The organism is Pseudobutyrivibrio sp. YE44 (assembly GCF_900104335.1).
Classification (GTDB): Bacteria; Bacillota; Clostridia; order Lachnospirales; family Lachnospiraceae; genus Pseudobutyrivibrio.
In genome coordinates, this window is the sequence record NZ_FMXT01000005.1 from 134,805 (window position 1) to 158,741 (window position 23,937).

19 protein-coding genes are annotated in these 23,937 nt (G+C 43.7%); all 19 read left to right on the forward strand.

Going from position 1 to position 23,937, the window contains the following annotated elements:
- Window positions 1-82 precede the first annotated feature (82 nt).
- On the forward strand, window positions 83-1,123 hold the full coding sequence (locus BLR54_RS09380; RefSeq protein WP_090420053.1) for a sugar phosphate nucleotidyltransferase: 1,041 nt from the start codon (window positions 83-85) through the stop codon (window positions 1,121-1,123).
- A gap of 17 nt (window positions 1,124-1,140) precedes the next feature.
- Window positions 1,141-2,727, forward strand: coding sequence for an MBOAT family O-acyltransferase (locus tag BLR54_RS09385; RefSeq protein ID WP_090420056.1), 1,587 nt, complete (start codon window positions 1,141-1,143; stop codon window positions 2,725-2,727).
- A 25-nt stretch (window positions 2,728-2,752) separates the two neighbouring features.
- The gene (locus BLR54_RS09390) at window positions 2,753-3,688 is read left to right on the forward strand and encodes a hypothetical protein (RefSeq protein WP_090420058.1); all 936 of its coding nucleotides are present in this window, start codon (window positions 2,753-2,755) and stop codon (window positions 3,686-3,688) included.
- Window positions 3,689-3,701: 13 nt separating this feature from the next.
- Entirely contained in the window at window positions 3,702-5,483 is a 1,782-nt protein-coding gene (locus BLR54_RS09395) for an HAD-IIIC family phosphatase (RefSeq protein ID WP_090420061.1), read from the forward strand.
- Between the two features lie 34 nt (window positions 5,484-5,517).
- Window positions 5,518-5,760, forward strand: a complete 243-nt coding sequence (locus tag BLR54_RS09400) for an acyl carrier protein (RefSeq protein ID WP_090420064.1) — start codon at window positions 5,518-5,520, stop codon at window positions 5,758-5,760.
- Between the two features lie 27 nt (window positions 5,761-5,787).
- Window positions 5,788-7,473: a DUF2142 domain-containing protein gene (locus BLR54_RS09405; protein WP_090420068.1), complete on the forward strand. Its 1,686-nt coding sequence runs from the start codon at window positions 5,788-5,790 to the stop codon at window positions 7,471-7,473.
- Window positions 7,474-7,492: 19 nt separating this feature from the next.
- On the forward strand, window positions 7,493-8,692 hold the full coding sequence (locus BLR54_RS09410) for a glycosyltransferase family 4 protein (protein ID WP_242871231.1): 1,200 nt from the start codon (window positions 7,493-7,495) through the stop codon (window positions 8,690-8,692).
- A gap of 92 nt (window positions 8,693-8,784) precedes the next feature.
- The gene (locus tag BLR54_RS09415) at window positions 8,785-9,636 is read left to right on the forward strand and encodes a hypothetical protein (protein WP_090420074.1); all 852 of its coding nucleotides are present in this window, start codon (window positions 8,785-8,787) and stop codon (window positions 9,634-9,636) included.
- Window positions 9,637-9,641: 5 nt separating this feature from the next.
- Entirely contained in the window at window positions 9,642-10,826 is a 1,185-nt protein-coding gene (locus tag BLR54_RS09420) for a DUF6077 domain-containing protein (RefSeq protein ID WP_090420077.1), read from the forward strand.
- The gene (locus BLR54_RS09425) at window positions 10,814-12,367 is read left to right on the forward strand and encodes a ComEC/Rec2 family competence protein (RefSeq protein WP_090420080.1); all 1,554 of its coding nucleotides are present in this window, start codon (window positions 10,814-10,816) and stop codon (window positions 12,365-12,367) included. The genes BLR54_RS09420 and BLR54_RS09425 overlap by 13 nt, the downstream gene beginning before the upstream one ends.
- Window positions 12,368-12,547: 180 nt before the next feature.
- Entirely contained in the window at window positions 12,548-13,789 is a 1,242-nt protein-coding gene (locus BLR54_RS09430; protein WP_090420083.1) for an O-antigen ligase family protein, read from the forward strand.
- A 178-nt stretch (window positions 13,790-13,967) separates the two neighbouring features.
- Window positions 13,968-15,047: a Gfo/Idh/MocA family protein gene (locus BLR54_RS09435; RefSeq protein WP_090420085.1), complete on the forward strand. Its 1,080-nt coding sequence runs from the start codon at window positions 13,968-13,970 to the stop codon at window positions 15,045-15,047.
- Window positions 15,048-15,439: 392 nt separating this feature from the next.
- On the forward strand, window positions 15,440-16,408 hold the full coding sequence (locus tag BLR54_RS09440) for a hypothetical protein (protein WP_090420088.1): 969 nt from the start codon (window positions 15,440-15,442) through the stop codon (window positions 16,406-16,408).
- Between the two features lie 272 nt (window positions 16,409-16,680).
- The gene (locus BLR54_RS09445; RefSeq protein WP_090420091.1) at window positions 16,681-18,045 is read left to right on the forward strand and encodes a sugar transferase; all 1,365 of its coding nucleotides are present in this window, start codon (window positions 16,681-16,683) and stop codon (window positions 18,043-18,045) included.
- A 147-nt stretch (window positions 18,046-18,192) separates the two neighbouring features.
- A complete protein-coding gene (locus tag BLR54_RS09450) occupies window positions 18,193-19,416 on the forward strand; it encodes an N-acetyl sugar amidotransferase (protein WP_242871232.1) in 1,224 nt (407 codons plus the stop codon).
- 189 nt (window positions 19,417-19,605) lie between these two features.
- Window positions 19,606-20,217 carry an imidazole glycerol phosphate synthase subunit HisH gene (hisH, locus tag BLR54_RS09455; RefSeq protein WP_090420096.1) on the forward strand — a complete coding sequence of 204 codons (612 nt, stop codon included), beginning with the start codon at window positions 19,606-19,608 and terminating at the stop codon, window positions 20,215-20,217.
- An 84-nt stretch (window positions 20,218-20,301) separates the two neighbouring features.
- On the forward strand, window positions 20,302-21,072 hold the full coding sequence (locus tag BLR54_RS09460; RefSeq protein ID WP_090420099.1) for an AglZ/HisF2 family acetamidino modification protein: 771 nt from the start codon (window positions 20,302-20,304) through the stop codon (window positions 21,070-21,072).
- A 149-nt stretch (window positions 21,073-21,221) separates the two neighbouring features.
- Window positions 21,222-22,460: a glycosyltransferase gene (locus BLR54_RS09465; protein ID WP_090420102.1), complete on the forward strand. Its 1,239-nt coding sequence runs from the start codon at window positions 21,222-21,224 to the stop codon at window positions 22,458-22,460.
- Window positions 22,461-22,630: 170 nt separating this feature from the next.
- Window positions 22,631-23,791 carry a glycosyltransferase gene (locus tag BLR54_RS09470; protein WP_090420105.1) on the forward strand — a complete coding sequence of 387 codons (1,161 nt, stop codon included), beginning with the start codon at window positions 22,631-22,633 and terminating at the stop codon, window positions 23,789-23,791.
- Window positions 23,792-23,937: the final 146 nt, after the last annotated feature.

Below are 23,937 nucleotides of genomic sequence, written 5' to 3' on the forward strand. Positions count from 1 at the left end.
TGTAGGGCAATGAGCGAATAAGAGCGAAAGCGTGTCGTTGTATGTTTATGTTATATTTAGATGCGTAGTATTGAGTAAATTTATGGAAAATGTATTTATAAGTGAAAATGATACAGTGCTCCAGGCAATGAAGACTTTTGATACTTCTGGCCGACGTACCGTATTCATTGTTGATGAAAATAAAAAATTGTTAGCAGCATTATCAGAAGGAGATGTGCGCCGTTTTATATTAGCCGGTGGAGATCTTAATGATGCTGCATCTACAATTGCCAATTACAAGCCAAGAAAGCTTAAGGAGGATGAAAAGGGCGACGCTCGCGATTTCCTCCGTAGTCACAACATCGAAGGTCTCCCAATCGTGGACGACCAGGGCATCGTTGTTGACACCGTTTTCTGGAGCGAGAACAATCTTACAAAGCACAGCACACTTTCAACACCTGTTGTTATGATGGCTGGCGGCAAGGGCACACGTTTGTATCCTTACACACGTATCCTTCCAAAGCCACTTATTCCAGTTGGGGAAAAGCCAATTGCTGAGCTTATTTTGGACGGCTTTGCTGAGTACGGCATCAGCCGCATGATTATGATTGTCAACCACAAGAAGAATATGATTAAGTCATACTTTGCCGAGGCTGACAGACCATACGAGGTTGAGTACGCTGACGAGGATATTCCTCTTGGCACAGGTGGCGGTCTTGCTCTCCTTCGTGGAAAGCTTGACGAGACTTTCATCCTTACAAACTGCGATATCCTTATTGAAGAGGATTACTCAAAGATTTACGCTCACCACAAGGCAGAGGGCAACATCGTAACTATGGTTTGCTCCCTTCGCAATTTCCAGGTGGCTTACGGCGTGGTTGAGTTTGGCGAGCACGGAAATATCATCGATATGAAGGAAAAGCCAGAGTTCAGCTTCTTTACAAATACAGGAATTTACATTGTTGAGCCTGAGGTTTTCAACTACATCAAGGACAACGAGTTCATCGGATTCCCAGACATCATCAACCGTATCAAGGACGACGGTGGCAAGGTCGGCGTTTACCCAATCAACGAGAATTCTTGGATGGACATGGGCCAGTTGGACGAGCTTAACAAGATGGAAAATCGCCTTAGGGGCAAATAAGGGCTTAGGAGTAGAAAATGAGTTTTACAACCCTAAAGTTTATTATATTCTTCGGAATTGTATTCTGTTGCTACTTTACATTTCCGAAGAAATATCAGCGTTATATATTGCTTGTAGCTAGTTATGTTTTTTATGCATTCACCAGTGTACAGGCTTTTTTGATGTTAATAGCAATCACCCTTATCACATATGTGGGTGGCTTAAGGATTGGCAAAATCAATGACCTGGAGTCAGAGTATTTAAAAGCCAACACCTTAGAAAAAGATGAAAAGAAAAAATATAAAGCCCTTCAGCAGAAGAAAAGAAAGAGAGTAATCACTCTGGTTATCCTTTTACTTCTTGCCATCCTAGGCTTTTTCAAATATTCAAAATTTATTTTTGCAGATGTACAGTGGGTGCTCAATCTGTTAAACATGGGTGTCCATTTCAAATACGAGTCTATCCTGCTTCCTGCTGGATTATCATTCTATATCTTCCAGAGTATGGGCTATACCATCGATGTGTACCGAGGAATGGTGGAAGCAGAGCATGACCTTAGCAAGTATGCCCTTTATGTGGCATACTTCCCTCATATCATGCAGGGACCTTTAGGAGATTACAGTCGTTTATCTCCTCAGCTTTACGGCCAGCATGATTTTGACAGGCGAAGTGCTGTCTTTGGTTTACAGCGTGTGGCATGGGGCTTTTTCAAAAAGCTTGTTATTGCTAACAGCTTGCAGATTGCAGTAGACAGAGCTTTTAACGCTTACTACACCTACGAAGGAATCGTTTGGATCCTCGTATTGTTTTTCTATAGCATCCAGATGTATGCAGATTTCTCTGGATACATGGATATCGCCAATGGTTGCTCTCAGATGATGGGCATCACCTTGGACGAAAACTTTTCAACTCCATACTTCTCAAAGAACATTGCCGAGTATTGGAGAAGATGGCACATTTCACTTGGTGCCTGGTTTAGAAATTACGTTTTCTATTCCCTTCTTAGAAGTCCATGGCTTGATGGAATTCGAAAGAAATATAAGAAGCAGAAGAAAACTTATCTTTCACAGACACTTCCAAACGTATTTGCCTTGCTTATCACCTGGCTTTGTATTGGTATGTGGCACGGAGCTGCCTGGACCTATATCGCCCACGGTATGTTCCACGGCTTCTTTGTAATAATGGATTCAGCAATGTCTCCAGTGGTTACAAAGTGGAGAAAGAATCATGCTAAGATTTCTGATTCAGTTTGGTTCAACGGGTTTAGAATCGTTAGAACTTTTATCATTGTAAATATTGGTTATGCAATGTTCAGAGCACAGTCTCTCGAGGTGACAGGCTATGTGCTTAAGAGCATTTTCAGTGGCGTTCACAAGAGCGTGCTCGGAGCCTTCTTGTTCAACCACTACTATTACATTATTTCCGCATTTATCGGCGGCATTGTGCTGCTTTTAGTGGATATCTATCACGAGAAGCACCTTGAGCTTGGCGGTCTTCGCACAGTCATTTCTCAGAAGAGTGCACCAGTGAGATATGCAATTTATATCATGGGTATCGTTGCTATCATTTTCCTTGGAACTTATGGAGATGCATCACTTAATTCCTTTGCATACTTCCAGTTCTAAAGTTACCCATTATTAAGGAGAACTAATGGCAAAGTTTTTAAAGAAGAGCCTTGTAATTTTATTAATTGCCTTGGTGGCCTGCGGTGTTTTGGGCTATGCCATCACCATCGCCACAAAGGATATTTATAAGGACAATTATCAAAAGGGATATGTCTATCAGTATCGCCGCTTGCAGCAGGCCGATGCAAACACTCCAAAGATTATTGTTTTCGGCGGCTCTTATCTTACATTTAGTTTAAATACAAAACAGCTTGAGGAAGAGACAGGCATGCCTTCCTATGAGTTTGGTGTTCAGTCCAACATGGGCATGTGTTACACCATCGAGCTTATGGAAGACTACATCAACGAGGGTGATATCGTGGTGTTCCCATTCCAGGATTTTGCAAAGGAAGATTATGGAATGGATTTGATTTATACCAGTATCGAAAGCGAGCCTGATATGCTTGCTGGCTTTTTGAAGGAGCATCCTTCGCAGCTTCTCACAGCACTTCCTCATTGCGTAGCAAGAAGAGTTTTTGGATTGTTCAGAAACACCGATGATCCTTACTATACAGCAAAGGCCTTTGATAAGGACTATGCATATTATGATTTAGACAGACCTGAGCCACTCATGACTCCAGAGGAGCTTGAGGCAGCAGGTTACGCCTTCACTATGCAGGATGTTGACCCTACCTGCTTGGGGCGTCTCAACGAGCTTAATGCTCTCTGCGAAGAAAAGGGTGCAAAGCTTTTACTTACTTACGCACCTATCTGTGAGCAGTCAGTTTTCTCAAGACCAGAGCTTAGAGAAGAGTACATGAACGCCCTTGATGAAGCCCTTGATCCTGAGTTTATCTGCAAGCTTGACGATTGCTTCTACGATGCAAGCCTTGTTTTCAACGGCAACATGCATCTTAACAACGAAGGCATGAAGGCATACACAAGTGATTTGGCTAAAATGTTAAAGCCTTATATTAAATAATGGTTGGTGAAATATGAGAGAATTAGAGTATCCATTTGACTCAGAATTTATTAGAAAAAAAAGAATAAAGCTTCGCAAGCAGCTTTTGGCAGATGAGTCTGTAAAGTTTATTGAAAAGCGAATAGCAATCCTTGGAGGAAGCACCACTAGCGAAATCAAAAATATGATTGAGTTGTTCCTTTTAAACAACGGAATCAAGCCTTCCTTCTACGAGTCTGAGTACAACAAATTCTACGAGGATGGAATGTTTGATAATCCTGAGCTTGTAGAGTTTGATCCAGAGATTATTTACATTCATACATCAAATAGAAATATTACCGATTGGCCAACAGTGGCTGATGGTGAAGATACAGTAAAGGCTCTTTTAGATGCCCAGCTTGGAAAGTTCGTTGGCCTTTGGGAGCATCTTTTCGAAAAGTATCATTGCCCAATTATACAGAATAACTTCGAGATGCCTTTCTACAGATTGTTGGGTAATCAGGATGCGGTAATGCTTCAGGGCCGCAGCCGTTTTGTGAACCTTATGAACGAAGGCATCTATGATTACGCAAGAAGTCATGAGAACTTCTTCATTCACGACATCAATTACGAGTCAGCTACTTATGGTTTGGCTGAGTGGTCAAATCCTTTGTACTGGCATATGTATAAATACGCAGTGGCAGTGCCAGCTATACCATACACAGCCTACGGTGTGGCAACCATCATAAAGTCCTTCCTTGGAAAGAATAAAAAGGTTCTTGCACTTGATTTGGACAACACTCTCTGGGGTGGCGTAATCGGTGATGATGGCGTTGAGAATATCGAGATAGGTCAGGAGACCTCCCTCGGTCAGACCTACAGCGAGTTCCAGAACTATGTTAAGGAGCAGAAGCAGATTGGTACACTCCTTACCGTTATTACAAAGAACAACGACGACGTGGCACGAACTGGTTTTGAGAGACCAGACTCAGTGCTTAAGATAGACGACTTTGTATCCTTCAAGGCCAACTGGGATCCAAAAGATAGAAACTTGGTGGAGGAAGCAAATGAGCTGAATCTTCTTCCAGAATCCTTCGTGTTTGTAGACGACAATCCTGCAGAGCGCGAGATTATCCGTCAGAGCATTCCTGGTGTGGCAGTGCCAGAAATCGGAAACGTGGAGGAATACATTCAGACCATCGACCGTGCAGGATACTTTGAGGTTACAAAGCTTTCTGCTGACGATATGAAGCGTAATGAAATGTACGCGGCAAATGCCAAGAGAAACATTGCTCAGGCTAGCTTTACAGATTACGGCGAGTATCTGAAATCTCTTGAGATGATTGGAACTATCAAGCCTTTCGAGGATATTTATATGTCTCGAATCGCTCAGCTTTCCAACAAGAGTAATCAGTTCAATCTCACCACACATAGATACACACAGGCTGAAATCGAGGAGATTGCTGCCAGCGGCAATCACATCACCCTCTACGGAAAGCTTGAGGATAAGTTCGGTGACAACGGTGTTGTAAGTGTTGTTATCGGTGAAGTGAAGTCGGATGAGCTTCACATGGATTTGTGGCTTATGAGCTGTCGTGTTCTTAAGCGCGATATGGAATTTGCCATGATGGATGAGCTTGTTAGTGCCTGCAAGGCTCACGGTATTACAAAGATTTTTGGCTACTATTATCCTACAGCCAAGAATGCTATGGTAAAGGATTTCTACGGAATTCAGGGCTTTGAAAAGATTGCTGAGGACCAGGAGGGAAACACCACCTGGCAGTTTAATATTCCACAGGCTTATGAAAATAAAAACAAAGCCATAAAGGTAAATTAGAAAAGATAAATCAGTAGATTAGGAGATAAGAATTATGACAAGAGAAGAAGTATTAGCTAAGGTAAATGAAATCATTCAGGAAGTTTTTGACGACGAGGATATCCAGGTTACAGATGCAACTGTAGCCAGCGATGTAGATGGTTGGGACAGCCTTATGCACATTACACTCATCGGTACAATCGAGGATGAGTTCGACATCAAGTTCGCTATGAAGGATGTTGTTGGAATGAAGAATGTAGGCCAGATGGTGGACCTTATTCTTGAGCAGTTGGACTAATAGGATTAATTGGACTGGAGACTTTAAATGATTAACAATTTATCCCTGTATGTAAAAAGCAAAGAAAACTGGCCAAGACTTGTAGCTCTTTTGGCAGGTATGGTGGCCATTGTTTATTCCATATATTTTTATTTTGCAAATTGCTATGATGCTATCGCTACAAAGAAGACCAACTTCTATTATGCAGCTATCTTTATCGTGATGATTGCCGTGGTGGTTTATCTTCTGACAGTTATTATGAAGGGCAAAGAGTGGAACTACCCACGCACCTTCGTGATTATGGCACTGGGATGGACCTTCTGTATGCAGCTTGTAATGCCACCTATCTCAGGTGTAGATGAGGTGCAGCATTTCTACAGCGCATATCACTGTTCTAACATTATGATGGGCATGAAGGATCACAATCTTAGCATGGACACCAGCCGCCCTATGACTTGGGTGGAGGGAGAATCCTTCTTCTATATGAGAGGCGAGGATTACAACATGCTTCCATATGTGGATGTTACCTTCCCTTATCAGTATCCAATTCTTGCAAATGGAAATTGGATTACACATTATGAGGATCAGGAAGGTCTTGTGGAATGCAAGATTAACCCTACAAGAGCATCACGCTACTTGGTTTCAGGTGTGGGAATCACCATCGCCAGACTTTTAGGCTTCGGCTTCTCAGGAGTTGTTTTCCTTGGCCGATTTATGAATTCACTTTCACTTATTATTGCAGGATGGATTGCCTTGAAGCTTCTTCCTGTTGGTAAATTGCAGTTCGTAACCTTCGCACTTTTCCCAACTGTACTTAGCCTTTGCAGCTCATATTCATATGACAATATGAGTATCCTGTTTTCACTTGCACTTTTGACCTTGTGTCTATACTACAGTCAGGACCAAGTGAAGCTGCATGCTTGGGATTTGATAATCCTTGCAGGCTGTGTAATTATGCTGGTTCCAAACAAGACTGTTTACGCACTTTTCGCCGTTTGGATTTTTGCTATTCCAGTTAAGAAATGGTGGAAGGATGTTGTGCTTAGCAAGAAGTGGTACGAATACGTTATCCTTGGCATCCTTGGAACGGGTGCAGTTGCTGTAGGTTACAAGGTCATCAGGGTTTACTACTGGTACGTAGTTGCCAATGTGGTTTGGCGTACACCAGGTGTTGCTATGATTGAGCAGGACCCATCCAAGTCCGCTTACACTATTTACGACATTTATGATAATCCACTGGGCACTTTAAAGTTCGCTTGGGAAGGCATCAAGGTGGATTTCTGGTATAATATTAAGCATATTGTAGGTAGTGAAATTGGCCATGTTATGCTGAACGCACAGGTTCCAATGTTCTGCGTAATCACCATGCTTCTTTGCTTGATTGTTGGTCTCTTCATTGTGAAGGGAAAGCGAATCAAGAAGTGGCAGATGGTTATCATCGGCATCGGCTTATTCCTTTGCGTAGCTGCCATATTTATTGGATGTTTATCTCGCTTCACACCGGCTGAAGGAAGTCAGAGAATTCAGATATCCTTTAGATATTTGATTCCAGTATATATGTGCATGTGCATCGCCCTTGGTTCTGATGCCAAGGAGGACAACAAGCAGTTGGCACTTATCTACATTCAAAATATCGCACTTGTATTCTCAATGTGCGGACTATTATATTTCTTATTCCATCTGAGAGATGGAATGGAGGCACCAGAGATTCTCAAAGGAATCCTGGGACAATAGCCTCATTAGGGAGAAACAATTGGAAAAGAAACATATACTTATTATTTGCCAGTACTTTTACCCTGAGCAATTCCGTATCAACGATATGGCCTTCGAATGGGTGAAACGAGGATACAAGGTGTCTGTTGTGACCGGACTTCCAAACTATCCTGAGGGCAAGATATATGATGGCTACGGCCTATTCAAAAAGAGAAAAGAGACTATCAATGGGGTGGAGGTTTACCGCATCCCATTGATTCCAAGAGGAAATGGAAAGCTGGGATTAGTGATGAACTATTTCAGCTTCCCTTTCTTTGGTTTTTTCTGGAATTTATTTACAAAAATTAAGGCGGATGAGGTGTTCATGTTTGAGACCTCACCAATGAATCAGTGTAAGGTTGGCGTGGCATATGCAAAGAAGCATAAGGTGCCATGCTACTTGTATGTTCAGGACCTTTGGCCAGAAAACGTGGAAATGATTACAGGCATCCACAGCCCGATTGTCATCAAGCCAATCGAGCGTATGGTGAGAAAGATATACAAGGGCTGCACTCACATTTGGGGAACCAGCCCAAGCTTCGTTACTGAAATTCGTAAATACGTAGACGAAGCAGAGGCAGACAAGGTCAGCTTCTGGCCACAGTATGCAGAGGAATTTTACGAGCCACTTCCAAAGAAGGAGCACAAGGGCTTTAATGTTATCTTCACAGGAAACATTGGTCAGGCTCAGGGCTTAGAGATTCTTCCAGAGGCAGCAAAGATTATTCGCAGCGAAGGCTACAAGGATATTCGCTTTACCATCGTTGGTGACGGTCGTGCTCGCCATTCCTTTGAAAACAGCATCACTGATGCTGGCGTCTGGGATCTTTTCGAGTTTGCTGGAAGAGTCCAGCCAACAGAGGTGCCAGGTTATTTAGCTGGAGGCGACGCAGCTTTCATTTCTTTTGCAGACGACGAACTTTTCGCAAAGACTATCCCTGCAAAGCTTCAGTCTTACATGGCTTGCGCTATGCCAATCATCGCCTCAGCCAAGGGTGAAACCGCTCGCGTGATTTCCGAGGCCGACTGCGGCATGTGCTCCGATATCGGAGACGCCAAAGCGTTAGCAGAAAATATCATCGCAATGAGAAAGCAGTCAGATGCTCGACTTCGTGAGCTGGGCGAGAACGCGTACGCATATAACAAGGAGCATTTCGCGAAGCGCAAATTGATGGATGAGATGGATAATTATTTAAACTAAAAGGCTTCCCCTTGAGAAGCTGTTATTTAGAAAGACCAAAGGCTTCCCCTTGAGGGGAAGCTGTCACCGCAGGTGACTGATGAGGTGTATATATGAAAACCTGCTTTGCAACAGTAATATATAAACAAGCTAAGTCATTTTTTAGTGACTTGGTGAACTCTATAGATTCACAAACTGACAAGGATTTTGATTTCGTTATATTCAACGACAACTACACCCATGAAGACCTCCAATCTCTTGGAGTCTTCTCCTCAGAGGGTCAGGTAACCAAAATCACCCCATCACTCACAGGTGAAGTAAGCCTAGTAGACCTGTCAGATTGGCACTGCAGCATTGCTGGCACAAGAATCGAGTTGCTAAAGATTACAAAGCAATTAGGCTATGAACTGGTCATCATCGGCGACGCAGATGACACCTTTGATAGCGCCAGAATTGGTGAGCTAAAAAAGGCTGCAGAATTAGACAAAGACAGCGTATTCTTTTATAATAAATTGGTTAAGGACAATGGCGAAGAGGTGTTTGATTATCTTCCGGAATCCTTAACAGATATAGAGCAAATCGCTCAGGAAAACTTCGTTGGAATGTCCACCTCAGCCATTAGAGTGGACAAGCTTTCAGAGGAGTTTTTAGATAGCCTTTCAGAAGGCGAAAGCAATGTTTTCGACTGGTACCTTTTCTCAAGAATTGTTCTTGATGTAGGGCCTGGCAAATATGTTCCAACAGCTTCCACTATCTACCGTTTATATGACAACAACGAGGTGGGAACTAACCGAGATTTGGAAAAAGAAAAGTCAGTGAAGCTTGTGCATTACGCAAATCTTGCAAAGAGATACGAAAGCTTCAAAGAGCTTCATGACAAGCTAGAGCAGCTTGATGTTTCAAAGCTGCAATTATCCGCTCATCACCAGGGCTACTGGTGGAGCGATATTAAACTGGAGAATTAGTTAAATTGACAATAATTAGAGCAATAGCCTTTTTGCTGCATCTCACCTTGGTGCCTGCAGCTTTCGGCCAACTAATTACATACAGAGTCAAAGACGAATCCTTAAAGACTCCAATCATCGTCTACATCACAGGCTTGCTTGGAAGCTGGGGATTGTTTTATGTTTTGTTCGCCGCGCTAGAGTGGCATCAGAACTGGATTACCTTCAACGAAATCGTCACAGGTTGCTTCACAGGCTTGACCTACATCTATTCCGTTGTTTGTGGAATCGTGGTGGTGATTGCAGGGGTGATTTTCGCTAAGAAGTTTAAGAGCTTCAAGGCAGAGACAGGTGATTATCTGAAGTGTACCAAGGATGATTACTTGGCAAACAAATTTACTTTCATTTATTTGGGAATCTTTATCGTAGCTCTTGCAATTCAGTGTTATTTTGCATTTGGCTACGAGATTAACGAATGGTCTTACGACGATTACGACTATGTGGTGTCCAGCTTGGATACCATCTCAAATGACGTGTTGGCAAACACCAGCGTCATCACCGGAAGTCCTCAGACCATGCTTGAAAAGCGTGCGGTTGCCTCTTGGACTACCTACATCGCTTACCTTGCAAAGGTGTCAGGCTTCGAGGTTACAACCATTTGCCACACAATCCTTCCAGTACTTTTACTTTTGGTGGCATACTCAGTTTACTTTTGGATATCAGGTCTTCTTTTCAAGGAGATTGACAATAGATTGATTTTTATGGATATCTTCGCCGTGGCATTAATGTTCGGCCAGTATTCACATTATTCCCTCACCTTCAGAATGCTTTGCACTCTCTGGCAGGGAAAGGCAGTACTTTTCACCATAAGCGTGCCATTTTTGTTAGCATATTTCATCAAGCTTTACAGCGTAGATATAGACAACGGCAACATCCTTCCGCTGATTGCGGTATCATTGGGCAGCACATCGCTTAGTGCTATGTCTATGATGGTGGTTGGCCTTGTGGTGGTGCTCACATGGATTGCCATGAGCATCTACAGCAAAAAGCCACAGAGCCTCAGATACTTAATCGCCGGTATGGTTGGACCACTTTTCCAGTACGTGTTCTACAAACTGATAGTTCTCTTGCTGGAGGATATGCAGGGCCATTGGCCACAGCACTTCAATAGAAGCCGCGAGAAATCATGGTGGTATAGATGGTTTGGTTAAATTTCATTAAAGACATGACCCAGCAATACTGGGGTGACTTTGGCTACGTGACATTGTTCTTGCTGGCCTTGGTCACAATATTTTTCATAAAGCGTGATTCCTTAAAACGCGGTGTGATTTTGCTTTACACCACAGTGGTTTTGATTTTTATTTACAATCCAATCACATACTTTGTTTGCCGGTCTTTCATGGAGGAAACCACCTTCATTCAGTACTATCAGAGATTTTTCAGTGTACTGCCGGTGTTTGTGATTATCGCCTTTGGCGCCACCCTTTTGGTGGACAAACTCAAAGGCTTCAAGAAGCTGATTGCAGTGATTGGATGCTTGGCACTTCTTGTTGTTTTGGGCGACGCCCTTTACAAGGAGGAATGGTTCACAAAGGCCGAGAACCGTAACAAGGTTCCTCAGGATGTGGTTACCATCTGTGATGTTTTTGCAGATTACGAGGGAGATGTGATTCGCATCATGGCTCCACAGGACATCGCAGTTTACCTGCGCCAGATGGACAGCCGTTTTTCAATGCCTTACAGTAGATACATTCCTGATGAGGCATATCATTTGACAAATGCCGTTCCTGATCCACAGGTCATCGTGGATTATGCCAAGGAAAACGACGTGGATTTCGTGGTGGTTTCAGCAGTTGACACCACCCTTAACACATATTTGAATTACGGTTTCAAGCTCTTTGGCCGCACTCCTTATTACGCAGTGCTTCAGCCAAACGACCCAACCTGGATTGTGACAGAGTACGCTGATGCTTCCGGCGACCAGGGTCTGGCTTGGACAGCCAAGAATATGAATGACGGAACCTTCATCGTCATCGATGGAGGCAACGCCGGAAATGAGCAACAGATGCGAGAAGCCATCAAGGAAAACGGTGGCACCGTTGATGCCTGGATTCTCACCCATTATCACAAGGATCACATAGATACCTTCAACGCCATCTATGAAGATCCAAAGGGAATCAAGATAAAGGATATTTACGTAACACCTCTTGCTCCAGACACCTTCTACGGATTGAATCTCCAGGAGTGGGACGATGTGGACACATATAAAAAGTTCATGGAAATCACCGAGGGTGCAGACAACATCCATGAGCTCAGCCGTGACCAGAAGCTTAGCTTTGGCAAGGCTCAGGACTTAAAGCTTACATGTTTTAACGTAGGCGATGATGTGGTTTTAAATAATCCAGAGGACATTCCAAACAATGTTTCCCTGGTGTTTAAATTAGAAACAGAGCAGCGCAGCGCTTTGATTTGCGCCGACGCTCACAGCAAATATCTTGCAGATTATTTGGTGGAAACCTATGGTGACAAGCTAGATGCAGACATCCTCCAGTGCGGTCACCATGGCAACAATAGCATGCCTGTTGAGTCTGGCTTCTACAAAATGGTCAGCCCAGAGATTGCAGTTTTCGATGCCCCTGATTGGCTCATGACTGGCCCAGAATACACCGCCGGCCAGCTGGCAGATTACCTGCAGAAGCTTGGGGCTAGAGTTGTGTGGTTCAACACCGCACCAAATGTTTTTGGATTTTAAAAAAAAACATTGATAAAAACTATCACAGGAATATAAAAACATATTCTGAAGACCATTATGATTTAAATCTAAAAAAATACAAATTAAAGAAAATATCTTAAGAATAATTTAGAAGATATAAAGAATAAAAGAGAATATACTTTAACAAGATTATAGCTAGAATATAACTAGAGTATAGATATGATTGAAAAGAACAAAACACTAATAACTAAAATTTTATTGATACTTGTCATCTACTTCAGATGCAACTGGGGTATTGTCACAAAGCCTACACTTGGAATTAACCTTCTGGTGGATGTGATTGCATTTGCTTTTGCAGCAATCCTTTGCTGGAGCAACAAAAAGGATTTCAAGGAAAGCATTCTGAATCCTGCCATCCTGTGGCTCATTCTTTTCCAGGGATTGCAGTTTGTGTATGGACACTTTGGACTTTTCTTCGATGCCAAGATGTACAGCATGCAATACACCATCATGACTGTGCTTCCAGCGTTGCTTGCCTATGAGCTTTTGTGGCATAACCGCGACTGTCTCATTGAGGTGCTCAGCGATGTGGGAGGAATTGTTATCCTTGCCACCTTCATCACAAACGTGTGCTACGATCGCCTTTGGCTCGATGCTCTTCACGGAGAGTTTTACCGACTTGGGGAAGTTCCAGGGGGCACCGTTATCGACACCGGAAATCTCTACATCCTTATGCTTATCCCAATGATGTATTCCATCCTTGTGGAGCGCAAGGTGAAGAGATATATCTTCCAGGCAATTGTAGGTTCCGTTGGAATCCTACTTGCTGGATCAAAATCGTCAGTAGGTCCGCTTATCGTGGTTTTTGCAATCATGATGATTGGTGCTTCAAAGGATAAAAAGACCATGCGTCGCAACATCGCCATCATCGCCGCAGTGGGCGTGGCAGGTCTTGTGGCAATCATGGTTGTTCCAATCCTCTATGAGGTAATCGGTTCGAGAATCGTGGAGCTGTTCACTCAGACCGGCACCACCGATTACGATTTACACACCAGCACCGGCCAGCGAATGGCAGTGCTTGCAGCCTTCAAGGCTCACTTTCCAGAGTCGCCGATTTTCGGTCACGGTTTTTACGCTTTCAAATCCATGCCTTACTCTCAGCTGGAGGAATACGTGGAAGATGGAGTGGTAATGTACCGAAACATCCAGACTCACATGAACTTTATGGAGCTGCTGTTCAGCTTCGGATTTGTTGGATTGATTTGCTATTACTGGTTCCCTATCTGGGAAACCATTAAAATAACAGTATGCAAAAAGGGAATGTCGAAGTTGTTGGGATTATCTTTCTTAATCACCTTCCTTTCAATCGACCTTGGACTTGATATGTTTTACAAGTACATGACCCCGATTTATACTTACTTGCTAGTGTATATCTTAATTAAGAAATCATCAGAAAAATAATTATAGTAGAGAAAAGGTTACTTAAAGAATATATCAGCAAGAATCCTGATTTACACAGCATTAGCTCAATTCAGAGAATGTTGCTTTAAGTATGAATTATAGAGAAAAAAGAAACATAATTAACCAAGCTTAGTTGTTTCATAAAATAAATACATGTTACTTCACAGGAGGTAGAATAATGAAATATGCAATTATTGGATGTGGACGAATTTCACCAAACCACGTAGTAGCTTCACAGAAGACAGGTCTTGACCTTGTAGCACTTTGCGATCTTGACCTTAAGAACACAGAGGATAAAATCAAGAAGTTTGATCTTGATGCAAACTATGTTAAGCAGTACACAGATTACAAGGAGATGCTTGCAAAGGAAAAGCCAGAGCTTGTAGCAATCGCAACAGAGTCTGGCAAGCATGCTCAGATTGCTCTCGACTGTATCGAGGCTGGCTGCAACGTTATCATCGAAAAGCCAATCGCTCTTTCACTTGCTGATGCTGACAAAATCATCGAAGCAGGTCACAAGAAGGGGGTTAAGGTGTGCGCTTGCCACCAGAACCGTTTCAACAAGTCAATTCAGATGATTAGAGAAGCTCTTGAAAAGGGCAGATTTGGTCGTCTTTTATATGGAACAGCTCATATTCGTTGGGCACGTGACCACGAGTACTACGACCGTGCTTCATGGAGAGGCACTTGGGAGCAGGACGGTGGCGCACTTATGAATCAGTGTATCCACGACATCGACCTTCTTCGTTGGATGATGGGCGACGATGTTGTCCGCGTGGTTGGTATGACTGACAGACTTAAGCATGATTACATTCAGGCTGAGGATTTAGGTATCGCCCTTGTGCAGTTTGCCAACGGAAGTTACGGTATCATTGAAGGAACAACAAATGTCTTCCCTAAGAACCTTGAGGAGACTCTTTACATTTTCGGCGACAAGGGAACAGTTAAGGCTGGCGGCGACGCTGTAAACCTTCTCGAGGAGTGGAACTTCTCAGATTACATCGACGAGCCAGAGCAGGTTAAGAAGGAATGCTCAGAGCTTCCTCCAAACGTTTACGGCTTCGGTCATTCAAAGCTTTACAAGGATGTTATCGACGCTATCGAGAACGACCGCGAGCCATACGTCAACGGTGAGGCTGGCCGCCGCGCCCTTGAGATGGTTCTCGCAATCTACAAGTCAGCTGCAACAGGCGAATCAGTAGAGTTCCCAATGAAGGACTGCAGCACCATGGATTTCGTAGGTAGATTTGATAAATAAAATGAAAATCATATAGAAATGAAATTCTCATCTGATTTATATGCATTTTCATTAAATCTATGATTTAGATTCATCTAATAAAATTGAGAAATCATATAAAACAAATGATTTTTAATGATTCTATATGACTTTTTTGAAATACTTAATTGATAGTAATCAAATGATAAGAAGAAAATGCATATAGAATTAATAAATAATATGCATTCTATATGATTCATAAGAAATCATTAGAATAATCAGAGTATCTGATATAGAAAAATACATATAAAAACTACTAAAGTAGGTGTTTTTATATGACTGTGGGAAAATCATGCTCAACTAGGACAGTATACAGGGCATGCAGATAATTCAAGAATAAATATAAAATTATAATCATGACTTGGAGGAAATCCATGGCTAGAGAATATGGAGGTTGCTTACCTCTTGAATTAAAAAAAGTAAATATAGATTTCTTCCCAGGTTTTGACAGCGTAGCACTTAACTCTGGTCGCAGCGCAATTGCTTATGCAGCACTGGCAGGAGGCTTTAAAAAAGTTTATATTCCTTATTACACCTGCAAGACTGTTGAGGCTGGCCTCCTTGAAGCAGGGGTTGAGGTGTGTTGCTACAACATTGATGAAACTTTGATGCCAATTGAGCCAGCTGGAGGATTTGATGATAAAGCACTATTCGTATATACGAATTACTTTGGTATAATGACTCATGTGCAGCAGAGGGATATCATCGCTGAGCACAGCCATGTTTTATTTGATAACACTCAGGGCTTCTTCACAAAGCCGCTTAGAGGAACTTATAGTGCTTACAGCTGCCGCAAGTTCTTCGGTGTGCCAGACGGTGCATTTCTTGTAGGCGACAAGCTGGAAAGGCTTGATATTAAAACAGGCACCAGCGCAGATGTTGCCCAGTTCCTGCTTCAGGCAATCGAGGGTGGTCCAAACTCAGCCTACGATATGTCAAAGGAAAACGAGGAGCACATCAATGGCGAAGGCATGTGCTACATGTCAAAGCTTACTAAGGCTCTGATGGACGGCATCGACCTTCAGTATGTAAATGAAAAGCGTCTTGAAAACTTCAAGGCACTTCATGAAAAGCTTGGCAAATACAACGAGCTTAAGATAAACTTGGAAAACGGCGCTCCAATGGTTTACCCACTTTTGGTTGACAAGGATGGCGTCCGCGAATACCTGGTTGAAAACAATATCTTCGTCCCACGCTGGTGGAGATGGATTGCAGAATCAAAAGAAACAAATGACTTCGAAAAGCATTTGTCTCGCTTCCTGGTTCCAATCCCAATCACCCAAACCTATGATGTGGAAGATATGGAATACATAGGCAATAAAGTGTTGTCATATATAGGATGATTTATCGCGGCAAGTGCTATTAAGCCTATAAATAGAACTTTCATTGATAAATAATGAAGAGACTTAGAGGATGATTTATCGCGGGAAGCAAAATAAAGTCTATAAATGCGATACTCATTGATAAAAAATCAAGAAAATTGGAGATTTAAAATTAGTTTTCCATAGAGACAAAATAAACCTTCCTCCAATTTTGAAGAGTAGCTGATTATAAAAACAGCATCTGCAAGTTGGAGAAGCTGTCACCGAAGGTGACTGATGAGGTGGAATAATTTATGAAAAATAAAAACACAATCAGAAAAATAGAAAGCATAATCGAGCTTCTCATAATGGCCATCGCCTACTACTATGTTTGGAAGCACCACATATTCGACCGAGAATATTTCTACCCATTCCTTGGTCGAGGCAAATATGTGTTGATGGGAATTTACTTCCTGATGATGCTGGTCATCATCCATCTGTGCGAGGGCTTCAAGTATGGATACCTGCGAATCGCAGATGTGCTGTTCTCACAATGGATAGGAATTTTCATTGTAAACACCATCACCTACCTGCAGCTGTGCTTGATGGCAAACATCCTGATACCAGCTGGTCCACTGCTTTGGCTCACACTTGGTGATTTTGGTATTTCACTGGTTTGCGTTTATGTTTTCTTTGCTATATACGACAAACACGCCAGAGCCAGCAAGCTTCTTATGGTTTACGGAAACAAGGAATCCGTTGGACTGAAGGTGAAGATGGATACTCGTTCTGATAGCTACAACGTCAGCAAGATTGTCAGCATTTCTGAGGGCATGGATTCCATCATCGAGATGCTGAAGGAATATGATGGAATCGTTATTTCCGATGTTAGCGCCAAGGAGCGAAACGATTTGCTGAAGTATTGCTACATGCATGACATTCAGACTTATATCACTCCAAAGATTTCTGATGTAATCATCGCTGGCGGCGAGGGGATTCATCAGTTTGATACACCGCTGGTGCACATTAACACCATCGGCCTCACTCCTGAGCAGGAGATTGTGAAGAGATTCTTCGACGTTGTTCTTTGCACCGTTGCAGCCGTTGTCTTTTCACCACTTATGTTGATTATCGCTCTTGCAATCAAGCTTGAGGACCACGGCCCAGTATTTTACAAGCAGGCCCGTGTCACCAAGGATGGCAAGGTTTTTGATATTTTGAAATTTAGAAGTATGGTGGAGGATGCCGAGCAGCGTCCAGCCACTGACGATGATGATAGAATCACAAAGGTTGGTCACGTGATTCGTGCCACCCGAGTGGACGAGCTCCCACAGCTTTTCAACATCATTAAGGGCGACATGTCCATCGTTGGTCCTCGCCCAGAGCGTATCGAGCACGTAGAAGCCTACACTGCAGCGATTCCAGAATTCGAATTCCGCAGTAAGGTCAAAGGCGGCCTCACCGGCTACGCCCAAATCTATGGCAAGTACAACACATCCGCTTACGACAAAATCAAGCTGGACCTTATGTACATCGAGAAGTACAGCTTCCTCCTTGATGTGAAGCTTGTCCTTATGACCGTCCGCATCCTCTTCAAAAAAGAGAGCACCGAGGGCTTCGATAAAGTCGTAGACGTTGACGAAATCCTCTCGTCAATAGAGAATCGTGAAAGCGACTAATTCGAAATTTAATTTGAAAAAGTAATATAGTAAATATAAAAACTAAGCTTGTAGGCTACAATGCATATGGGTATTTTTAATATTATTGTAGAGTAAGCTGGTAGGGAACAATGCTTGTTGCTCTTTTTTGAGAGTATAGTGAAAACGATGAGAAAAAGAGCAAGAAGTATTGTACCTGTAACCAGCGTAGTTTATAGAAAGAGTAAATTACTTATGCCAATTTATGTACCTAAAATTAAAAGAGAATTCCAGCGCTGTACGCAGTGCGTCATGGACACCACAGATTCCATGATAGTCTTCGATGAGGAAGGCGTCTGCGACCACTGCCGCAACTTCGAAAGAAACATAAAGCCATACTGGGATCCTACAAAGGAGAATCGCGAGGAACTTGAAAAGGTTGCTGCGCAGATTCGAAAGGATGGAGAGGGCAAGGATTACGATTGCATCCTTGGTATGTCAGGTGGAGCAGACAGCTCGTACCTTGCTTACATCGCCAAGGAGGTTATGCACCTTCGTCCTCTTATTTACGTTGTAGACACCGGTTGGAATCTGAACGTTGCCGTTGAAAACATCGAGAAGATTGTTAAGGGCATGGACCTTGATATGTACACCGATGTTATCAATTGGAAGGAGATGAGCGACTTCCAGCTTTCTATGTTCAAGTCTGGAATCAGCAGCTGCGACGCTCCACAGGATCACGCAATTTTCTCTTCACTTTACAATTACGCAGTGAAGCACAAGATTAAGTGGGTTCTCACAGGTTCCAACAACAGTACAGAGTTCGTTCGTCCTCCAGTTGAGTGGATTTACATGAACGACCTTCGTATGTATAAGGATATTCACAAGAAGTTCGGCAAGCGCCCAATGAAGACATATCCAACCTGCGGAATTTTGAAGTACCGTCTGCTTTACAAGTATGTGTACGGCATGAAGCGTTTTTATCCGCTTGATTATGTAGTATACGACAAGGCAAAGGCAGAGGAATTCCTTCACGAGAAGTACGGTTGGACTAAATACGAGAATAAGCACTATGAGAACGTATTCACCAGATTCTTCGAGGGATATTATTTACCATATAAGTTTGGTTTCGATACTAGAAAGAATGTATTCTCTACTCAGATTCTCGCAGGTACTATGACCCGCGAGGAAGCTCTTGAGAAGCTTAAGTCTAATCCATACGACACAGATCAGATGGAGCAGGATAAGGAATACATCGCCAAGAAGCTTGGCATCTCTGTGGAAGAGTTTGACGAAATCATCAACGCCCCAGCCCACATCCCTGACGACTACAAAAACTCTATGTGGATGATTCGTTTAGGCGTAAAGATTTCTCAGCTTCTCGGCATTGAGAAACGTAATATGCGATTCTAGTGGGATTGCGAGGTAAAGAATTTTAGTATAAGTAAGCATTCCAAGTAAACTTGGCAAGCGCGAGGAAGAGGGCCCCATGCCCTATGGAAGGGACCTACACCGGCGGGAGGGTCCATAGGGCAATGGGAGATGGCTTCCGGGAGCATGATGAACTTGGATGGAATGCGTAGTATATAGAAAGAGTAAATTATGATTGCAATAATAAATTATGGCTTAGGCAACTTAGGCAGCATCGCCAACATGTTAAAGGTTATTGGCGAGAAAAGCGTAATCACCGCCGACCCAGAGAAAATCAACGCCGCAGACAAAATCATCCTTCCTGGCGTTGGCGCCTTCGACGCCGGCATGGGAAAACTTAATGAAACAGGCCTAATCGACTTAATCAAAGAGCAGGCGGCAGCTGGCAAGCCAATCCTTGGTATTTGCCTTGGTATGCAGCTCCTTGGAAATGCTTCTGAGGAAGGCGAACTTCCAGGCCTTGGACTTATTGATTTCGAGTGTAAGAAGTTCAACATTCCTGCTGAGATGAACCTGAAGGTTCCTCACATGGGATGGGACATTGTCGAGTTCAAAAAGGATGTTCCACTTTTAGATGGAATCGAAGGACGCCAGAGATATTACTTCGTACATACGTATCACGCTGTTTGCAAGAACCCTGAGGACGTGATGATGACTTGCGATTATGGCTATGAATTTGCATGCGCTGTAAACAAAGGAAATGTGTACGGCGTGCAGTTCCACCCAGAAAAGAGTCATGATTTCGGAATGAGACTTCTGGAGAATTTCACCAGGAAGTGCTAGTAGCAAGAAGAAAGTTTCTAATTATAGAAAAGATGCTAACTAATATTCAACTGGCAGGACTTGAACCTGCAGGGAAAGGTAGCTATGTTTAATAGACCAAGAATTATCCCAGTTCTCTTGATTGATGACAGAGACCTGATAAAGACAATAAATTTCAAAAAGCCAACTTACCTTGGTGACCCAGTCAATGCCTTGAAGATTTTCAACCGTAAGGGAATCGACGAGATGGCAGTCCTTGATATTTCTGCCAGCAAGAAGGGGTTGGAGCCAGACTTCGAGCTTCTTACAGATATGGCGTCTGAGGCCTTTATGCCACTTTCATACGGCGGCGGAATCAAGACCTTGGACCAGGTGAGAAAGCTTCTTGCCATCGGCTACGAGAAGGTGGTTTTGAACACCAGCCTTGTGGAGGATGAGCAGCTTGTAAAGGACGCGGTTGCACTAGCTGGATCCCAGTCAGTGGTGGCATCCATCGATGCAAAGCTTGTAAAGGGTCAGTACAAATGTGTCATCTGCGACGGAACAAAGGTTATCGATATGACACCAGTGGAGCTTGCAAAGCATGCTGAGGAGCTTGGCGTTGGCGAAATCTTCCTGAACAGCATTGACCGAGATGGTATGATGACAGGCTACGACACAAAGCTTATCAACGAAGTTGTGGAGGCTGTCAGCATCCCTGTTACAGCATGCGGTGGCGCAGGCGGAATCAACGACCTTAAGGATGCTCTCCAGAATGGCCACGCCCACGCAGCAGCGGGCGGCAGCATGTTCGTATACTACGGCCGTTTAAAAGCTGTACTCATCACCGCCCCAACTGAAGCCGAGTTGACAGAAGCTGGTATCTACACAGAATAGAGGAACAGCCCCTTGACATAGTTGGAAAGCGTGAGCAAGAGGGCCCCATGCCTAGCTAGGAAGGAAACCGAAGGGGAGGTTGCCTAGCGTAGTATGGGAGATGGCTTGCGGGAGCATGTGAACCTTGGAGGGGGCTGTGGTATATATTAATGAAAATACTTTTAATAGATGTAAATTGCAAATACAGCTCCACAGGCAAAATAGTCTACGACCTTTATCGTCGCCTTCGCGCGGATGGCCACGAGGCCAGCGTAGCCTACGGCCGTGGAGATGTCATAGATGAACCAGGAATTTACAAATTTGGTATAGACTCAGAGACAAAAAAGCATGCCCTCCTTGCGCGAATCACCGGCAAGAACGGCTGCTACTCTCCAAAGTCTACAAAGAATTTGATTAATTATATAAAGGAATACAAGCCAGATTTGATTCACATCCACGAGCTTCACGCTTACTTTGTGAATATTGCTGAGCTTCTTGAATTCCTTAAGCAGGAGCAAATTCCTGTAGTGTGGACCTTCCACTGCGAGTACATGTACACCGGTAAGTGCGGCTTCGCCTACGAGTGCGAAAAGTACAAAAACGGCTGCGGCCAGTGCCCATATCTTCACGAGTATATCAGCTCCTTTGGAATCGATAAATCTGCCCAGCTTCTTGCTGAGAAAAAGCAGAGCATGGCAGGATTGAATTTGAAAGCAATAGTCACTCCTTCAAAGTGGCTTGCAGATAAAACTAGGGAAACCTATCTTGGGGACAACAGCATCCAGGTGATTCACAACGGAATCGACACTGACGGGATCTTCTATCCAAGAGACCTAGCATCAGAAACTGGCAAGATTTCTGAGCAGGAGGGCTCAACAGACAATAATCTTCGTCAGGAGTATGGAATCCCAGCCGATGCAAGATTAGTTCTTGCGGTAGCGCCGAACATCATGGATGTGCGCAAGGGCGGCCAGATGGTTCTCGACCTGGCGGCAACAATGCCAGACACCCAGTTTGTGCTGGTGGGAGCCGACGAAACCAAGCGTCATTCTGAAAACGTGCAGCTCATTGCTCGCACCAAGAATCAGGATGAGTTAGCAAGATGGTATTCCGAAGCGGATTTGTTTATAATATGCTCTAAGGCGGAAAACTTCCCAACCACCTGCATCGAAGCACTTTGCTGCGGCACACCCGTGGTAGGCCTCGACGCATGCGGCACCAAGGAAACCGCACCAGAGCCTTACGGCACCTTCGTCCCAAACGACGACCACGCGCTAGCGTCCCTTCGCGACGCCATCGCCACCCAACTCGCCCGTAACCTAACGGTAGAGCAGGTGCGTAACTTCGCCGTGGAAAACTATGATAACAGCGTAATGTACGCTGAATATTTAAAACTATATAGAATGTAAATTGCTTATATGCTAGACAGCGCATAACCTTGGTAAGCGCGAGCAGGGAAGTATCATATCATGCTAGGAGGGAGCCGCGAAGCGGAAAGTTGCCTAGCTTGAATATGAGGGGTGCCCTGCGGGAGCACGGAATACTTGGGACTGTCTAGCAGAAAAGCGAGAGGGAAAATATGAAAGTTTTACATATAGGCATGCCATCGCATTTTACCGAGGGTATGCTCTACCAAGAAAATATGCTTATTGCCATGAACGTCAAGGATGGCCACGACACCACCATCATCACCGACGTATACCACTACGAGGGTAGCAACCTGGTGGAAGGTCCAGAGGAGGACCGCATAATGGATAACGGCGCCCGTCTCATCCGTTTGAAGTATGACCGCGTCTTCTTCAGCGATTTGTGGACCGAGAAAATCCAGAAGTGTCGCAAGCTGAAGAAATATTTGAACGAGATTCAGCCAGACACCATCCTTTATCACGGTGTGTGCGGATTCGAGATGATGGATGTGGCAGACTATTGCAAGCACCATCCAGAGTGCCTGTTTTTCATGGATAGCCACGAGGATTATACAAATTCAGCAATGACTCCACTGAGCAAGGCCTTCTATAAAATCATCCATGGTCACTTCGTGCACAAGGCTTTGCCGGAGGTGGACAAGGTCCTTTATCTGGGCGTGCAGATGCGCGATTGGCTGAAGGATATTTACAACATTCCTGAGAGCAAGATGGAATTTATGGCCATCGGCGGCATCATCTATACACAGGAGCAGCAGGCCGAGGCCCGTCAGGACATCATCAATAGATACGCCCTTCCAAAGGATGCAATCATCTTGGCTCACTCAGGAAAGCTTTCAGCAGGAAAGCGTACAGCCGAGCTTCTTACAGCCTTCAAGCAGATTAATGACCCAAGAATGGCTCTGTTCGTATTCGGCTCAATCCCTGAGGAGATGGAAAGCACAATCCGTCCTCTTTTGGATTCCGACAGCAGAATCCATTTCATGGGCTGGAAGGTTAATAAGGAAATTGAGGAGTTCCTTGCCGGCGTGGATCTTTACTGTCAGCCAGGTGGCCAGTCGTCAACCTTCGAGACTGCTATGTGCTGCGGTTGCGCCAACATGACCTATCCTCATGAGACCTACAAGGATAAGACTTATTCAGATTGTGACGGAGAGAACTATTTCTTCGTGGATTCTGTGGAGGACATGGTGAAGGTGTTCAAGCAGGTTTCTGAGAACCCTATGATTCTGGACCAGACAAAGGCAAAATCTTTTGCTTTCGCAAAGCTTCAGTTTGATTATGAGGTTATCGCCAGAAGAATTTACAGCAAGTAAGAAGCAAAAAAGAAATGCTATAACCCAAAAGAAGACTGCTAAAAAAGCAATAGTTAAAGAATGCTAATATGAAAAAAAGATTTCTATTAGCAAAAAAATAGCAGTAAATAAATGAGTAATTAACTCACTAGAAAAGCTGTCAAGAA

Coding starts and splice junctions, on each gene's coding strand:
- BLR54_RS09380 (WP_090420053.1), top strand. CDS start 83: ATGGAAAATGTATTTATAAGTGAAAATGATACAGTGCTCCAGGCAATG.
- BLR54_RS09385 (WP_090420056.1), top strand. CDS start 1,141: ATGAGTTTTACAACCCTAAAGTTTATTATATTCTTCGGAATTGTATTC.
- BLR54_RS09390 (WP_090420058.1), top strand. CDS start 2,753: ATGGCAAAGTTTTTAAAGAAGAGCCTTGTAATTTTATTAATTGCCTTG.
- BLR54_RS09395 (WP_090420061.1), top strand. CDS start 3,702: ATGAGAGAATTAGAGTATCCATTTGACTCAGAATTTATTAGAAAAAAA.
- BLR54_RS09400 (WP_090420064.1), top strand. CDS start 5,518: ATGACAAGAGAAGAAGTATTAGCTAAGGTAAATGAAATCATTCAGGAA.
- BLR54_RS09405 (WP_090420068.1), top strand. CDS start 5,788: ATGATTAACAATTTATCCCTGTATGTAAAAAGCAAAGAAAACTGGCCA.
- BLR54_RS09415 (WP_090420074.1), top strand. CDS start 8,785: ATGAAAACCTGCTTTGCAACAGTAATATATAAACAAGCTAAGTCATTT.
- BLR54_RS09425 (WP_090420080.1), top strand. CDS start 10,814: ATGGTTTGGTTAAATTTCATTAAAGACATGACCCAGCAATACTGGGGT.
- BLR54_RS09430 (WP_090420083.1), top strand. CDS start 12,548: ATGATTGAAAAGAACAAAACACTAATAACTAAAATTTTATTGATACTT.
- BLR54_RS09435 (WP_090420085.1), top strand. CDS start 13,968: ATGAAATATGCAATTATTGGATGTGGACGAATTTCACCAAACCACGTA.
- BLR54_RS09440 (WP_090420088.1), top strand. CDS start 15,440: ATGGCTAGAGAATATGGAGGTTGCTTACCTCTTGAATTAAAAAAAGTA.
- BLR54_RS09445 (WP_090420091.1), top strand. CDS start 16,681: ATGAAAAATAAAAACACAATCAGAAAAATAGAAAGCATAATCGAGCTT.
- BLR54_RS09450 (WP_242871232.1), top strand. CDS start 18,193: ATGAGAAAAAGAGCAAGAAGTATTGTACCTGTAACCAGCGTAGTTTAT.
- hisH (WP_090420096.1), top strand. CDS start 19,606: ATGATTGCAATAATAAATTATGGCTTAGGCAACTTAGGCAGCATCGCC.
- BLR54_RS09460 (WP_090420099.1), top strand. CDS start 20,302: ATGTTTAATAGACCAAGAATTATCCCAGTTCTCTTGATTGATGACAGA.
- BLR54_RS09465 (WP_090420102.1), top strand. CDS start 21,222: ATGAAAATACTTTTAATAGATGTAAATTGCAAATACAGCTCCACAGGC.
- BLR54_RS09470 (WP_090420105.1), top strand. CDS start 22,631: ATGAAAGTTTTACATATAGGCATGCCATCGCATTTTACCGAGGGTATG.